This is a genomic window from Paenibacillus sp. FSL R5-0517 (assembly GCF_037974355.1).
In the GTDB taxonomy this organism is placed as follows: domain Bacteria; phylum Bacillota; class Bacilli; order Paenibacillales; family Paenibacillaceae; genus Paenibacillus.
In genome coordinates, this window is the sequence record NZ_CP150235.1 from 2405466 (window position 1) to 2421075 (window position 15610).

The 15610-nt window shown below is 45.1% G+C and carries 13 protein-coding genes; 12 read left to right on the forward strand and 1 reads right to left on the reverse strand.

The window, feature by feature from the left end:
- The first annotated feature begins 153 nt into the window (after positions 1-153).
- The 11 genes from MKX40_RS10865 (at position 154) to coaD (ending at position 12895) form a co-directional block, all read left to right on the forward strand.
- Entirely contained in the window at positions 154-1698 is a 1545-nt protein-coding gene (locus MKX40_RS10865; protein ID WP_339241489.1) for a response regulator transcription factor, read from the forward strand.
- Between the two features lie 18 nt (positions 1699-1716).
- Positions 1717-3486 carry a sensor histidine kinase gene (locus tag MKX40_RS10870; RefSeq protein WP_339241490.1) on the forward strand — a complete coding sequence of 590 codons (1770 nt, stop codon included), beginning with the start codon at positions 1717-1719 and terminating at the stop codon, positions 3484-3486.
- A gap of 342 nt (positions 3487-3828) precedes the next feature.
- Positions 3829-5121, forward strand: coding sequence for an extracellular solute-binding protein (locus tag MKX40_RS10875; protein WP_339241492.1), 1293 nt, complete (start codon positions 3829-3831; stop codon positions 5119-5121).
- Positions 5122-5254: 133 nt separating this feature from the next.
- Positions 5255-6154, forward strand: a complete 900-nt coding sequence (locus MKX40_RS10880; protein ID WP_253433650.1) for a sugar ABC transporter permease — start codon at positions 5255-5257, stop codon at positions 6152-6154.
- Positions 6147-6977 carry a carbohydrate ABC transporter permease gene (locus tag MKX40_RS10885; protein ID WP_339241495.1) on the forward strand — a complete coding sequence of 277 codons (831 nt, stop codon included), beginning with the start codon at positions 6147-6149 and terminating at the stop codon, positions 6975-6977. The genes MKX40_RS10880 and MKX40_RS10885 overlap by 8 nt, the downstream gene beginning before the upstream one ends.
- Positions 6978-7136: 159 nt before the next feature.
- Positions 7137-10184 carry a glycoside hydrolase family 2 TIM barrel-domain containing protein gene (locus MKX40_RS10890; RefSeq protein ID WP_339241496.1) on the forward strand — a complete coding sequence of 1016 codons (3048 nt, stop codon included), beginning with the start codon at positions 7137-7139 and terminating at the stop codon, positions 10182-10184.
- A 168-nt stretch (positions 10185-10352) separates the two neighbouring features.
- Positions 10353-10658, forward strand: coding sequence for a hypothetical protein (locus MKX40_RS10895; RefSeq protein ID WP_339241499.1), 306 nt, complete (start codon positions 10353-10355; stop codon positions 10656-10658).
- A gap of 40 nt (positions 10659-10698) precedes the next feature.
- Positions 10699-10980 carry a hypothetical protein gene (locus MKX40_RS10900; protein ID WP_339241501.1) on the forward strand — a complete coding sequence of 94 codons (282 nt, stop codon included), beginning with the start codon at positions 10699-10701 and terminating at the stop codon, positions 10978-10980.
- Between the two features lie 62 nt (positions 10981-11042).
- Positions 11043-11477 carry a hypothetical protein gene (locus MKX40_RS10905; protein ID WP_339241503.1) on the forward strand — a complete coding sequence of 145 codons (435 nt, stop codon included), beginning with the start codon at positions 11043-11045 and terminating at the stop codon, positions 11475-11477.
- Between the two features lie 301 nt (positions 11478-11778).
- Positions 11779-12387, forward strand: coding sequence for a 16S rRNA (guanine(966)-N(2))-methyltransferase RsmD (gene rsmD, locus MKX40_RS10910; RefSeq protein WP_253433670.1), 609 nt, complete (start codon positions 11779-11781; stop codon positions 12385-12387).
- 1 nt (position 12388) lies between these two features.
- Positions 12389-12895: a pantetheine-phosphate adenylyltransferase gene (coaD, locus tag MKX40_RS10915; protein ID WP_085981453.1), complete on the forward strand. Its 507-nt coding sequence runs from the start codon at positions 12389-12391 to the stop codon at positions 12893-12895.
- On the opposite strand, the gene MKX40_RS10920 is transcribed toward coaD, so the two are convergent.
- Positions 12873-14210 carry a nucleoside recognition domain-containing protein gene (locus MKX40_RS10920; protein ID WP_339241508.1) on the reverse strand — a complete coding sequence of 446 codons (1338 nt, stop codon included), beginning with the start codon at positions 14208-14210 and terminating at the stop codon, positions 12873-12875. The genes coaD and MKX40_RS10920 overlap by 23 nt on opposite strands.
- 314 nt (positions 14211-14524) lie before the next feature.
- Between MKX40_RS10920 and MKX40_RS10925 the strand changes: the two genes are divergently transcribed.
- Positions 14525-15565 carry a SepM family pheromone-processing serine protease gene (locus tag MKX40_RS10925; RefSeq protein ID WP_339241510.1) on the forward strand — a complete coding sequence of 347 codons (1041 nt, stop codon included), beginning with the start codon at positions 14525-14527 and terminating at the stop codon, positions 15563-15565.
- Positions 15566-15610: the final 45 nt, after the last annotated feature.

Consider the following 15610-nt stretch of genomic DNA (forward strand, 5'->3'; position numbering starts at 1 on the left):
TGAATATACGATCGTTTTAGGATATAAAAAGATGTACAATCAATTTAATTTTAATGTAACCGCTAACACTGGAAAGTGTTTATAACCGATATATAATAAGTTGGTATAGCCTGTACAGATATAGAGGAAAGATTAGACAAGGGGGTCGCGATCATGAACCGGTTGTGCAAGGTGCTGATTGTTGACGATGAGTTTCTGGTAAGGCAGGGCATAAAGCATCATATGAACTGGGAAGCAGAAGGATTTATCATTGTGGGTGAAGCTTCCAACGGTGAAGAAGGATTACAGCAGGTGAGCCTGTTAAAACCGGATATTGTGATTACTGACATTGTCATGCCTGTCATGGATGGTGAAACGTTTGTCCGTACACTAAAAGCCAATAATCCGCAGATTGAAGTTATTGTACTTAGCAGTTTCAGTGAGTTCGAATATGTACGATCTACGCTTCAGCACGGAGCAGCAGATTATATACTGAAACCGAAGCTGGACACGAATGAATTATTGCAGGTCCTTCAACGCACAGCGGGTAAAATTCCGGAGCTGCAGTTTGAGCCGTCGCACGATGGCTGGAGACTTGGACAGCTGATGGAGAAGATGTTATCCGGATTTACATTGGATGAAGATAGTGAAATGGCGATGATACGAGATACCTTTCCCCACAAATCCTTCCGTTTACTTGTGTATGAACCGATGGATGCTGGGAATCGACTGAAGCTGGATCAGGAACAGATGGAATCCAGGCTCCGCAGTGATCTGCCTGAAGTGGAATGTGCTATGGTTCCGGCAGAGGGTACATTACCTGTGATGCTTCTTAATGTCGATCCCGCGAGAGATGGCTGGTTGGTTGAACGGATTAGACAGTTGGCGAGTGAAAAAGCTACAGGAGAAGGCGGTCCTGGTTGGGTACTTAGTGAAAGCTTTACTTCATTTGAACAGATGGGTGTTGTCTATCGCGAACGCCTGATTAAACTGATGGAATATCGCTTCTATTATAAGGATCGACCCATTCTGGTGTATGGTGAACTGCCTCCACTGCATCCCGCTGGTTATCAGTTTAATGTGAATATGTTCTTACAGCATGTGAAGCGTAACCGGGTCGAAACGGCAAGAGAGTATCTACAGGAACATGCGACAACCCTTGGACGGGATTATATTGCCGATGTGTTTGAGATCAAATCATTTCTCGGTAACTTGATCTTCAATGTGACCATTACCCTCGCGGATATGGATGTTCAGTCTTCCGGGTTGGAAGAGAGCAAATATACGTATTTCAAAAATGTGGACGGGGCTTTGAGTCTGGACGAAGTCATGACTGTACTTGATCAGTTTATGACGGAAGTTCAGGAGTGCACCGCTGGTGCAGGTGGAAAACGAAGTGACCCGAATATGAAGATGCTGCTGGACTATATGCATGAGCATTTTGACCAGCCACTCGGACTTGCTGAAGTAGCCAAGCACTTTCATTTCAATCCATCGTATTTATCCAGTTATTTTTCATCTCACAAAAAAGAAGGATTTAATGAATATCTGAATAAAATTCGGATTGAAAAAGCCGAGGAACTGCTGCGATCCGATGATGTAACGATCTCTGAAATTAGCAGTATGGTAGGCTATTCCGATCATAGTTATTTTTGCAAAGTGTTCAAAAAATTCACCGGACTATCACCAAGCCGATACCGGCGCAAATTCTGGGCATAAAGTCAGAAGGATAAGATCATGAAGAAATGGATGAACAGATTATCTCGTCTCGGTTTATTTCCCAAGTTGTTTCTGGTTATGGTCATCAGTATTGTTCTCGTCTCTGTACTCATCTTATGGACGACCATTCATATGTCTACCAATCTGTTTACCGAGACGTTCAGTATCACAAACTCCAAAGTGCTTAATCAGATCAAGACCAATTTTGAGTCTTTTAATGAATCGATTGCTGCGGTTACCAATAATGTAACTCAAAGTGGTGCCATTCGGGGATTTCTGTCTGAGGGGGATGCAGACTCAGTCTCAACGGCCAAATCTTTCTATAATATGCGTGAAACCATGAACCGGGTTCAAACCATTATCGAGTCATATGAAGTGGGGATTACCATTGTGGGTGTGAACGGACGAAGTTTCTCCACCAATCCGGCTTACATTAAGAAGACAGGAGATGAATTGAAGCAGGAGCCTATTACTAAAGAAGCGCTCGAGTCGCCGAGTCGGCTAATCTTTGACTATTACCGTGGTGATACCAGTGAAGGCGAACTGCAGATGATTTCTGCAACAAAGGCATTGACGGATCGAACAAGAAGTCATATATACGGGACACTTTATGTCACGATGAGAGAAGTGGAGTTCCAACAGTTCTATTCCAGTTTCACGAGTCGGGGTAATGATGTGGTCATTATGAACGAAAAGGGCGAAATCATATCTTCAAACCGTATGGACTGGATCGGAACAATTCAGCCGGAGCTACTCACATATGCTAAGGATTTGAGTGGGGACGCTTCGAAAAGTATTAATGCTCGTGTCATGGGGCAGGAGAGCATTGTTCTATCCGAGTATTTACCCTTTTATCGGTTTTACCTGATTAATGTGGTGGATAAAGATATGGCGATGGGGCAGCTCATTGACATGAAGACGGTTGCGTTGATCTGTACAGCGATCGTTATCGGTGCGCTTGTTCTGGTGTTTCTGATTACCAGCCAAATCACCAAATCACTGCGCAGACTGGTGAAGCAGATGTCTAATATCACGAAAAGTGATCTGGATAACTACATACCGGTTAGTGGCAGTTACGAGAGTCGGCAACTGGGCCATGCGTACAACTACATGCTTGATGAATTGCATGATTATGTGGATCAATTAGTACAGACACAGCATGAACAACGAAACGCAGAGCTTGCGGCATTACAGAGTCAGATTAATCCTCATTTCTTGTACAATACACTTGCATCTGTCAAAGTGCTGGTGCAACAAGGCAACAAGGACAGGGCTGCGGATACCATTAATGCCTTGATTGGATTGCTGCAAAATACGATCAGTGATGTGAGTCAAACGGTTACAGTGGAGCAAGAAGTCGAGAATCTGAAAAATTATGTCTTCATTAATCACGTCAGATACGGTGGCCGGATTAAAGCAGCTTTTTACGTTGCTCCGGATTGTACACACTATCATGTACCCAAACTGATGATCCAGCCGTTTATCGAGAACGCATTTTTCCATGGATTTATCAAGAAAGACACGGGTACGATTCATGTCATGGTGTCCAGAGCAGGAGAATCACTTATCTGTGAAATTATGGATAATGGCGATGGTATTGAAGGATTTGTCATGGGAGAAACGTTGCCCAATCCGAAAAATAATCGTCAACTTTTCAGCGGAATCGGTATTCGCAATGTACATGACCGTATTGAGTTATTATATGGTTCGCCTTATGGTGTTACCATTATGAGTAAAGTCGGGGAAGGGACGAGAGTCACCGTTACACTGCCTTTAATCACGGGTTGAATTCTAGCCTGTTTCAATTGAATACGATTAAAATCATGATCCCTCGTGGCTGTATTTTTGCAGAAACGGGGGATTTTGGTGTGTCAGAGTTGCAATGAAAACACATATTTGTACGATTTCAAGATCAAGATAATACAAAATCAAAAGAAATTACAAAAAACCAAATTTAATGCAAACGGTTTCTGTAAAGGTTTTCATTGTGGCAATAAGATGACAAATCCGCACAAAATTATTACTAACGAATGGAGATATGGGAATGATAAGATGAATACATCGAAAGCAACCGCTTTCAGAAAACGCAAACAAATTACACACAAAGAGGTCGAAGGGGAGTTGAACGTTTTGAAAAAAATGTGGGTATTGATGCTCGTTACAGTACTGCTGTTGTCCGCATGTTCATCCGGTGGTGGAGGTAATTCTGCCAGTGGTGGAGATGAAAAAACAAACGAAATTACGATCTGGGCTTGGGACAAAGCATTTAATGTCGCTGCTCTTGAACAAGCAAAAGAAATTTATCAAAAAGAAAATCCTGATTTGAAGATCAACATCATTGAGAATGCTCAAGATGCGATTATCCAGAAGCTGAACACAGGATTGAACTCTGGAACAAGCAGCGGTCTTCCAAACATTGTATTGATTGAAGACTATCGTGCACAAAGCTTCCTGAGTGCGTATCCGGATGCGTTTAAAGATTTGTCTTCTACAATTAAAGCTTCCGATTTTGCAGATTACAAAATTGGACCAACTTCTTATGAGGGCAAACAATATGGAGTTCCATTTGACTCCGGCGTAGCAGGTTTGTACTACAGAACGGATTTGTTGGAACAAGCGGGCTACAAGTCTGCTGACCTGCAAGACATCACTTGGGATGATTACATCCAAATCGGTAAAGATGTAAAAGCAAAAACAGGTAAAGAGCTGCTGTCTCTTGACCCGAATGATCTTGGAATCATTCGCATGATGATCCAAACAGCAGGCAAATGGTACACTGCAGAAGATGGCAAGACACCTGACATCAGCAGTAACCCTGCATTGAAAGAAGCTTTCGAAACGTACAAAAAAATGATGGATGCCAACATTGTTAAATTGCACTCTGACTGGAGTCAATTCGTTGCCAACGCCAATAACGGTAGCGTAGCAACAATTCCTACAGGTAACTGGTTCTCACCATCTGTACGTCAAGAAGCATCCCAATCCGGTAAATGGGCTGTAGCTCCAATGCCGAAAATGGCTGGTCAATCTAACTCTGTACATGCATCCAACTTGGGCGGTAGCTCATGGTATGTTATGAACAATGTACCTGGTGCAGATCAAGCAGCTGACTTCATGGCTAAAACATTTGGTTCTGACAAACAATTGTACCAAGACTTGTTGACAAACATTGGTGCGATCGGTACCTACAAACCAGCTACTGATGGTGATGCGTACAACAAGCCAGATGAGTTCTTCAGCGGTCAAAAAATCTTCAGTGATTTCGCAAATTGGACCAAAGAAATTCCAAATGTAAACTATGGTAGCAACACATATGCAATTGAAGACATTCTGGTTGTTGAAATGCAAGCGTACCTGAATGGTAAATCAATTGATGAAGTTTTGGCTGAAGCACAAAAACAAGCTGAAGCACAATTAAACTAGGATACCCAAGGTAACTTATAGAACCCAAGGTAACTCGGAGCCGTCTCCCTTGTCTGGCGCAAGTCGAACCGGATAAGGCGAGAGGCTCTGTGGGTTCTATCCATGTTCCGTGGAGAGAGAGAGGAGCCATACTGTGAAAGCCATAAATACAGGAGACAGTCTCCAAAAGAAAAGTAATTTGACTGGATGGGCTTTTGTTTTGCTGGCTGTTATCGGAATTGTAGCATTTTACTTCTATCCGATGATTCAAGCGCTGCTCTTATCATTCAAGTCTGGCAAAGGGGCCAATCTTGAATTTTCGGGCCTTGCGAACTACAAAAGATTGTTAGTTGATACCACGTTCCGCACAGCATTATCGAACACATTCATCTACTTGATCATTCAAGTGCCAGTAATGATTATTCTCGGTTTGTTTATTTCCGTATTGCTGAATGACAGCACACTGCGCTTCCGGAGTTTCTTCCGCACAGCCATTTTCTTGCCTTGTGTAACTTCATTGGTAGCCTATTCTGTTGTATTCAAATATTTGTTTGCACCGGATGGAATGGTCAATCAATTCTTGATGGGCTTGCACATAATTGGTGATCCAATTCAATGGATCACAGACCCGTTCTGGGCTAAAATTACGATCATAATCGCCGTTACTTGGCGTTGGACCGGATATAACATGATTTTCTATCTGTCATCTCTGCAGAATATCGATCAATCGATCTATGAAGCAGCCAAAATAGACGGAGCCAATGCATTCACCCAATTTTTCAAAATTACAGTTCCTTTGCTCAAACCCATTATCCTCTTCACGTCGATCACATCAACGATTGGTACTTTGCAAATCTTCGATGAGATTATGAATATTACGAAGGGTGGTCCAGGTAATGCGACCATGTCGATCTCACAGTATATCTACAACCTTTCGTTCAAATATTCACCGGACTTTGGATATGCAGCAACGGTTTCATATTCCATCGTAATTTTGATCATTGTATTGTCCATTATCCAGTTTAAAGTGGCAGGTGATAATAAAAATGGCTAAATTTAAAGCAAAACGAATTTTCACTTATGTGTTCCTGTCCATCGTCGCTTTTGTATCCATTTTTCCATTCTTCTGGATGTTGGTCAGTTCAACGAATGCGTCTGTTGATGTAACCAAAGGAAGATTGTTACCGGGTTCGGCTTTCATTGATAACTTCAACAAACTGCTTGATTCGACAAATCTCGTGCAGGCTCTAGGGAACTCGGCTATTATCTCGATCGTCTCGACTGCTCTGGCGCTATTGATTGGTTCCATGGCAGGTTATGGATTCGAGGTATTCCGTACGAAGTCCCGTGATATCGTGTTTAATATCCTGTTGTTATCCATGATGATCCCGTTTGCAGCAATCATGGTACCCCTGTACCGCATGTTCGCAACAATCTCCGGTGTTGCACCAGTGATCGGTATTAATACAATGGCAGCAGTTATCCTGCCAACCATTGCAACAGCGTTCCTGATCTTCTTCTTCCGTCAGAACACCAAAATGTTCCCGAAAGATTTGCTGGAAGCTGGACGTATTGATGGTTTGAGTGAACTCGGGATCTTCCTGAAGATCTATATGCCAACAATGAAAACAACTTATGCAGCGGCAGCAATTATTACATTCATGAGTAGCTGGAACAACTATCTGTGGCCACTCATTGTATTGCAAACGCCTGACCAACAAACGATTCCGCTATTGATCTCAAATCTTGGTGCTGGTTATGCTCCGGATTACGGAGTAATCATGACAGCGATCGTTATTGCAACACTACCTACAGCAATCGTATTCTTCATCATGCAGAAACATTTTGTTGCAGGTATGGTAGGTTCCGTGAAATAAGCATAACCGCATAATGCGTCCGTATCGGACGAGTGCAGGAAAGAGAAGAGGACGCCTGTCAGGCGTGCCTCTGTCTTTTTTGTATTTTGTATGAATGCAAATGGAAATCCACATGAACCTATAAGCCAAACTATACCGTTTTAAAGGGAGAGAGAGCCGATGAAAGCAACAAAGGCAGATATCAACTGGTTGGGAGACGTAAGTGTATTTGAGGTGAACCGTCTTCATGCCTATTCCGATCACCGTTATTACCAAACAATGGACGAGGCAGTGGGTTCAGGCGCCATGTCCATGCGTTATGATCTGAATGGAACGTGGAAATTCAACTATGCGATTCGTCCAGACAGCCGTCCTGAGTTTTTCTATACATCCGATTTTCCTAGTGAGGGCTGGGATGACATTGAAGTTCCGGGACATATCCAGTTACAGGGATACGGACAGATTCAATACGTAAACACACAATACCCTTGGGATGGCCTGAATGAAATTCGTCCACCGGCATTGCCACAGGATAAAAACCCTGTTGGAAGTTATATTCGCACGTTCCACCTGCCGACAGGTTGGGAGTCAAATCCGGTTTATATTTCTTTCCAAGGTGTAGAGTCTGCATTCTATGTATGGCTTAACGGACAATTCGTAGGATACGGGGAGGACAGCTTTACGCCGTCTGACTTTGACCTGACGCCATTCCTTCAGGATGGTGAGAACAAACTGGCAGTCGAAGTGTATCAACGCAGCACAGGCAGCTGGCTGGAAGATCAGGATTTCTGGCGTTTCTCCGGTATTTTCAGAGATGTGTATCTGTATACGGTCCCTGCTGCACACGTACGTGATGTTCATGTTCGCACAGATCTGGACAAGTCCTATACGAACGGTACCTTACAACTCGATTTGAAACTGGAAGGAAAAGCGGGTGCTGGAGCACGTGTAGAGGCTGAACTTCGTGATCGTGAAGGCAATACCGTAAAAACGTTTGAATCCAAGGTTAACGATGGTCAAGTAAGTCTTCGTGAAGACATTGGTACAGTGAACCTGTGGAGCGCAGAGATTCCATACTTGTATCGCCTCTATATTCGTGTATATGATGCTGCGGGTACACTGGTTGAGGTTGTTCCTCAAGCCGTTGGTTTCCGTACATTTGAAATGATTGACAAAGTCATGCACATTAATGGTAAACGTATTGTATTCAAAGGTGTGAATCGTCATGAGTTCAACCCGCGTCGTGGACGTGCGGTTACGAAGGAAGACATGCTGTGGGATGTTCGTACCATCAAGCAAAACAATATGAATGCCGTACGTACGTCACACTATCCTAACCAAAGTCTGTGGTATGAGCTATGTGATGAATATGGACTCTATGTTATTGACGAGATGAATCTGGAGACACACGGATCTTGGCAGAAGCTTGGCGCCGTTGAGCCTTCTTGGGTTATTCCAGGTGACAAACCGGAATGGCATGATATCGTTATGGATCGCGCTGTATCCATGGTGGAGCGTGACAAAAACCATCCGTCCATTCTGATCTGGTCTTGTGGTAATGAATCCCATGGCGGTGAAGTCATCTATAAAGTATCCCAGTACTTCAAATCGGCTGATCCAACCCGTCTGGTACATTACGAAGGTGTATTCCATGATCGCCGTTTCGATGAGACAAGTGATATGGAGAGCCGCATGTATGCCAAACCGGCGGACATTGAAGAATTCCTGAATGCCAACCCGATCAAACCTTATATCAGCTGTGAGTACATGCACGCCATGGGTAACTCTATTGGTGGCATGCACAAATATACGGAATTGGAAGACAAATACCCGATGTATCAAGGTGGATTCATCTGGGATTACATCGACCAATCCATTTATAAAAAAGATCGTTATGGCAAAGAGTTCCTCGCCTATGGCGGAGATTTCGGTGATCGTCCATCAGACTATTCGTTCTGTGGCAACGGTATCGTTCATGCTGATCGTAAAGTAACTGCGAAAATGCAGGAGGTCAAATTCCTGTATCAGAACATTAAGCTGTTCCCGGATCGTGAAGGCGTTAAGATCGTGAACGGTAACCTGTTCGCAGATACATCTTCGCTGGAACTGGTATACAGCCTGGAACGCGAGGGGCATGAAGTGCTGCGTGGAACAATGGAAGTGAACGTGGATGCGCAAAGCGAGACGGTAGTGAAACTCCCGCTGGGTGCAGAAGCTTTGGTGGGTGGCGAGTACGCTGTGAACACTGCTTTTGTGTTAAAAGAAGCTACACTGTGGGCCGACAAAGGCGAAGAAGTGGCATTTGGACAGTTTATTTTCACTCAGGATCAAGTAAATGATGCAGTTGAAGTCGACTTGAACCTTGTAAGTGATGTACAGGTGGTTGAAGGTGACGTTAACATCGGTGTTCGTGCTGGCAAAACGCATGCGTTGTTCTCCAAACAGTTTGGCACACTGGTTTCCCTGAAATTGTCCGGTCGTGAGACCATTGCTGTACCACCTGCACCGCTCTTCTGGCGTGCAATGACGGATAATGACAAAGGCATGGCGATGGGCTTCGAACTGGGCGCTTGGTATGCCGCGAGCCTGATGCCTCGTTCTGTGGAGTGGAAAGCTGAACAGAAACCGGATCAATACCGGATTGAATTCACGTACAAACTCAACATTTCCGAGGATGTACAAGTCAAAGTGGTGTACACCGTTCATGCAGATGGAAGCGTACGTGTGCATAATACGTACAAAGGTACAGCCGGATTGCCGAACCTGCCAATTCATGCATTGTCCTTCAGAACATCACCTGACTTTGAAAACGTGGAATGGCTTGCGATGGGACCGGAAGAAAACTATGCAGACCGTGCATTTGGCGCACGTCTGGGCATCCATGGCAGCAAGGTTGCGGATACCATGGCTCCATATCTGGTACCACAGGAATCAGGCAACCGCACTGGCGTACGTTGGGCTAAATTGACTGACAACGCGGGACGTGGCTTCAAGATTGAGGCATCCGGAACTCCGGTTGAGCTGAATGTATCACCGTATACCGCATTTGAGCTGGAGAACGCACAACATGCGTACGAATTGCCTCCTGTGCACTATACAGTCGTGACTGTAGCGGGTAAACAAATGGGTGTCGGCGGTGATGATAGCTGGGGTGCTCCGGTTCATCCGGAATATCTGATCCCTTCGGACGGCGAACTGACATTTGAATTCGTCATTCGTGCACTGTAAGCACCAGAATCGTACAGAAAAATAATGTATTAAATAAGAACAGAGGTCTTCGCTTGTCGGAGGCCTCTGCTTTGTTATGTCAATGTGCAGTTTGAGAGGCGTTGTATGAAACCGTTCTCGTTCCGATCTCGTAATGTACAACACAGGAAACATAAGAGGGGGTTCAAGATGAGTAGAAAAGCAAAGACAGGTATATGGGTGACGGTGTTGGTCTTTCTGGGCATCATTGTTGGATGTTTAATATGGTATTTCAATACGGCTTCGGGTGAACGTGCACTCAAAACGATGAGGTCCAACAACTCGGGCGGCCTGGAGAGGGTCGTTAAAGTGTACAGCAATAATGGTGAATTGATTCAGACCTATGATGGCAAAATCGATGTGGAAGATACGGAATACGGCAATAAAGTATTATTCGATCTGAATGGGAAACGTGTCGTGATCTACAATGCAACGATTGTAGTAGAAGAGAAGTAAGGCAAAATTAAGGTGATGACTTAGAGGTGTGGTGATTTTTATGATGGATATGTACCTGATAATTCTTGTTGCCATCTTGGGCATGATCTTGTTCTATGGTTTAATCGCTTATTTCTTGGTTCGCTTTATTTCAAAAAAAGCATTCAAGCTTACGTTAACCAAATATGAAATGATGGAAATTATGACCTGGCTTGCGGTGTTGTTCATTACCTTCATGATGATTAAGACAAGTTCCATGAATCTTCTCTTGCCGGTTGTAGTACTTATCATTCCATTGATTAATTTGCGGCGATCCAATCGGAAACAAAGAGAGATGAATTAGTATAGCTTGCTAAGTTAACTAATGCACAAGAAGAATGAATTATGAGCGAAGGGAGCTTAATCATGATCTTGGGCAAATCAACGGACACGTCAGGATTAACGCAAGTTGCCAATCTTTCGGATGAGTTACAGTCTGTATTTGATAAAGCAGAAAGCAAATATCAAGTCGTTGATATAGAACTCTTCTTTGTTTTCAGGTGCCTTCCTGAAGAATACGATAGGAGATCAACGGCCAGGCATGTGAAGAAGGATAATGTCATCTATTTTGATCTGGTGGTCAGCGAGGATCAGTTTAAGATATTAAGTAAAAGCAAACAACGGTATGTGTTAAGCCATGAGTTCTATGCTTTTTTGAGCGAAAAAATACAGAAGTATAAGATTGAACATCTAAACACAAATGAATTTATCGCAGATATGGGCATGTGGCTAAGGGAGATCGGATGGCTGCAGACCGAAGAGGAAGCAGAAATAAGTGAATTTGAAGAAAAGGTTAACTAACATAACAAATTAAAATAAAAACAACAAAAAGAAGCCCTCTTTCGAGAGCTTCTTTTTCATGGGAGAGGAGAAACCGGACGAAGAGCTTATGGGGAAACGTAAGTCTTCTCCGCGGTTGTCTACGACACTTGTGATGTCGATAATTATAGAATCGCCCGATTGTTTCCTTTTTATACATATGCGTCAGCAATTCGGCAACAATTTTCCAAGGGGAATGAAGACCGCGCATTTTTCAAACGGAACCCGAATGTGGTACGATAGCCTTATCAATAAACTTACATAGAGAAAAGGTGACTCGTCAGTGAGAGTGGTATCTGGGAGTGCGAAAGGCAGGCCGCTGAAGGCTGTTCCTGGCACGGGTACGCGACCGACCACCGACAAGGTGAAGGAAGCGTTATTTAGCATGGTTGGTCCTTATTTTGAGGGCGGCACAGCATTGGATCTGTTTGCAGGCAGTGGGGGTCTCGGTATTGAGGCGCTGAGCCGCGGCATGGACAAGGCTGTTTTTGTTGATTTGGAATCAAAAAGTATTGAAGTCATCCGCATGAACCTGAAGGCGACCAAGCTTGAAGACCAGGCGGCGGTATACCGTAATGATGCAGGTCGTGCATTGAAGGCACTCGCCAAGCGAGGCACAACGTTCGATCTGGTATTTCTCGACCCGCCATATCGCATGAAGAACGGACACGAGTTGATGCTGACCATGCACGAACTGGAACTTCTGGAACCGGAAGCAACCATTGTGCTTGAATATGAATCCAAACATGATTACCCTGAGCAATTCGGCCCGTTTGAACAAACGCGCAAGGCTTTGTATGGGGAGACGGCAGTATCCATCTATTATTATGCGCCTGAAGCATTGGAAGATGGGGAATCCATTACACCGAAAGAGGAGGCTCCTCATGACTGAAATGATACATCGACAGGAACGGATCGCCGTATATCCTGGAAGTTTTGATCCCGTAACGATGGGGCATCTAGATATTATCGCCAGAGCGTCAAAGCAATTTGATCGCGTCATTGTGGCTGTGTTGAACAATATGAGCAAAAATCCGCTGTTTACGGTGGAGGAACGCAAAGAACTGATCACGGAAGTAACCCGCCATCTACCCAATGTGGAGGTGGACAGTTTCCGCGATCTGACAGCCAATTATGTCCGGCAAAAGGAAGCGCAGGTCATCGTTCGTGGTATACGCTCGGTAACTGATTTTGAATACGAGTTGCAGTTGGCATCGACCAACAGCAAGTTGAATCCGGATGCGGAAACGATATTTATGATGACCAATCCGAAATATTCCTATTTAAGTTCCAGCATCGTCAAAGAAATCGCTCATTATCATGGAGATGTTACAGATCTTGTATCACCTGAGGTGGAAGCAGCGCTCCGTCAGAAAATCAGCGAGAAAACCGGCGGTTAAACCAGAAGGTAATACCTGATAGACTAATCATGACTGCAAGAAGTAACGCAAGACCCATGCATGCAGCAGGGAAGACGCTCCAAATGGTGTTGATCGTGTATGTGTTACCTGGACTATGTATGAATAGCCAACCGAATGGTGTCGAGAGGTCCTGCTCCCCATTCGTCTGTAATGTGGTCCAGACTTCTGTGCTGTAACGGCTGAACGGCATCCACAGGAACAGACTGATGAAAAAGGCGATTAATCCATGAGTCAGACGAACGCCAGCAAAGTACAGCATCGCTTTGCTGTTTGGACCCGTTGTTTTCAGGACGGCAGAGACTTGCAGGTGGGAGCATAAACCGCCCCATCCAAGAACGGCTGCAAGTAGAGATATGAGCAGCGCGGGTGTAAGTGAAGTCTGGCTCAAATGATAGGTGCCCAGGTGAAGCTCAAAGAAGGCTGGCCACAGCGCAGCAGAGGACCCGGGAGTCAGATACAGGGAGACCAACCGGATAAACACGGCAAAACCGATCATGTATCCTCCAGTCATCATCAAGGTCTGCACAGCTTGGGATACAGTGTCACCGAGCAGTTTGCCAAACCCTCTTCCATCACGACTATGGGCTTCCCTCGCTGTAATCATCAGTTCAGACCATATACGGCGTCGTTTGTATGTAGAGTGGTGGGGTGCAGATGAGCGACTTATGGAATTTGCAGGACTTGCAGGCTGAGAATCAAGAGAGCTGTTATCTGCTTGCGCAGTTGTCAAGCCAGCCCGGTTTGTTTGGTTACCCGGTGCAGGCAGGAGACGCATGGCAAGAATGGAAGCGATCCAGCCGCTGATCCAGTGGACTACGAGTAGAAAATATCCGGCCGCTGGCTGGTGAAGAAACGCAGCACCAACGACCAGTATGATCATCATCGGATTGGCAAAATGAGACGCCGCCGCAAGGACAACCGCCTGCTTGGCGGTAATTTGTCTATCCTGAAATAAACGGGACACCGCATCTGCTCCTGCGGGGAATCCGCCGCACATGCCAACGGCAATCGCCAGACCTGCGTTGCCCGGAAGTCTGAACCACCGTTGCATTAACGGTCCGAGCAAGGCGCCGATCGCATGGGTGAAGCCAAACGCAGTAAGCATTTGGGATAACATGAGGAATGGGAGCATGGCAGGGAAGATGATTTTCCACCATATATCCAGACCTTGAATAGAGGCGTCAAACGCTTCTTTGGGTGAGGCAACTACCGCAATGACCAACATTAAAGCGCCGGTACTTAGGATTATCGTTCGTAATGGGCCAGAATCTCTAACCTCGCTCTGTAATGTCATCGTTTCACCTCATATCAGATAACGCTGCTTCGGCATCTGAATCGTTATGGACGGCCGAATGACGCCCAAAGGGCGGTTCGGCCTTGACCGGACAGGCTATTGTATACAGCGGCCTATCCGGCCTGTACCATTGTATGCACAGGGACCAGAGTGTTAGACTTGAAAAAAAATGATGAAACAAGATGAGCTGAATATCTGCATTACACAGAGCGAGTATCTACCGGAGAATGGCAGTATTCACAAGGTGGAATTACGATCGCTTATTAGTGTAAAGTTTAGCTTATATAGAGATACAAAGAACGGAGGCTCATGCGATGAATCGGATTCGGAAATCTGGCGGATTCAGAGCTTCGATCTTTGTGATCGTGGTGGCTCTGGTCGTCTATGTTGCCGTGTACATGCCAACGCCGTATATCATATATATGCCTGGCAGTGCAGATGAAGTAAAACCAATGGTAACGGTTAAAGGTGGGGACCAGGAAGAACGCGGTGTGTTCATGATGACGACTGTGTCGGCAACATATGCCAATGTGTTTTTGCTAGGAACCTCTCTGTTCAATCAAAATGCTCAAGTGGATAAAAAGGAGGACCGACTGCGCGGTAAAAGCGAAGCGGAATACTCTGCCGAACAGGTGTGGTTCATGAGTGACTCACAATCCTCTGCAATGGAGGCTGCATATGAACAGGCTGGTGTGGCTTACTCTATTGTACCTGAACATATCTTTGTATTTGGACTGTCCGAAGATCCAAAACCCGATGGAGACATTGCTCCGGGCGATATTATTCTGGGCGTGAACGGAACAGCTACGCCGGATAATACGGTGCTTTCTGCCCAGTTAAAAGATAAAAAGGTTGGAGATACCGTCGAAATGCAACTGGAACGTGGCGGAGAGACCATTAGCCGGGACGTGAAACTGATTCAGGTAAAAGACAATAAAACGGGAGAAACCCGCCCGGGACTCGGCGTAATGATTGGTGCGGTTCAGAAGGTGAAACCTGAAAATCCGGACAAACAGATTTCCTTTACAGATACTCAGGTTGGTGGTCCGTCTGCCGGCTTGATGTTTACGTTGGAGATCTATAACCAGTTAACACCTGGAGATCTGACCAAGGGGCATCGAATTGCGGGTACAGGTACCATTACCAAGGACGGTGTGGTGGGTGCCATTGGTGGTGTAGTGCACAAGATTGTAGCCGCTGACCGGAAAGAAGCGGAGATCTTCTTTGTGCCGAAGGATAACTATAAGGAAGCAGCAGCCAAGGCTGAACAGATCGGCACCAAAATGAAACTTGTGCCTGTGAGCACGGTGGATGATGCGCTGGCGTATCTGAAAACCTTATCCGTGAAATCCTAGGATTATGATCGGGCGTGAATAGATAGAGTCCAGTTGAAAAGAATG

What these genes read in the sequence shown, in the direction of transcription:
- MKX40_RS10865 (WP_339241489.1), top strand. Translation starts at nt 154, where the DNA reads ATGAACCGGTTGTGCAAGGTGCTGATTGTTGACGATGAGTTTCTGGTA.
- MKX40_RS10870 (WP_339241490.1), top strand. Translation starts at nt 1,717, where the DNA reads ATGAAGAAATGGATGAACAGATTATCTCGTCTCGGTTTATTTCCCAAG.
- MKX40_RS10885 (WP_339241495.1), top strand. Translation starts at nt 6,147, where the DNA reads ATGGCTAAATTTAAAGCAAAACGAATTTTCACTTATGTGTTCCTGTCC.
- MKX40_RS10890 (WP_339241496.1), top strand. Translation starts at nt 7,137, where the DNA reads ATGAAAGCAACAAAGGCAGATATCAACTGGTTGGGAGACGTAAGTGTA.
- MKX40_RS10895 (WP_339241499.1), top strand. Translation starts at nt 10,353, where the DNA reads ATGAGTAGAAAAGCAAAGACAGGTATATGGGTGACGGTGTTGGTCTTT.
- MKX40_RS10900 (WP_339241501.1), top strand. Translation starts at nt 10,699, where the DNA reads ATGATGGATATGTACCTGATAATTCTTGTTGCCATCTTGGGCATGATC.
- MKX40_RS10905 (WP_339241503.1), top strand. Translation starts at nt 11,043, where the DNA reads ATGATCTTGGGCAAATCAACGGACACGTCAGGATTAACGCAAGTTGCC.
- coaD (WP_085981453.1), top strand. Translation starts at nt 12,389, where the DNA reads ATGATACATCGACAGGAACGGATCGCCGTATATCCTGGAAGTTTTGAT.
- MKX40_RS10920 (WP_339241508.1), bottom strand. Translation starts at nt 14,210, where the DNA reads ATGACATTACAGAGCGAGGTTAGAGATTCTGGCCCATTACGAACGATA.
- MKX40_RS10925 (WP_339241510.1), top strand. Translation starts at nt 14,525, where the DNA reads ATGAATCGGATTCGGAAATCTGGCGGATTCAGAGCTTCGATCTTTGTG.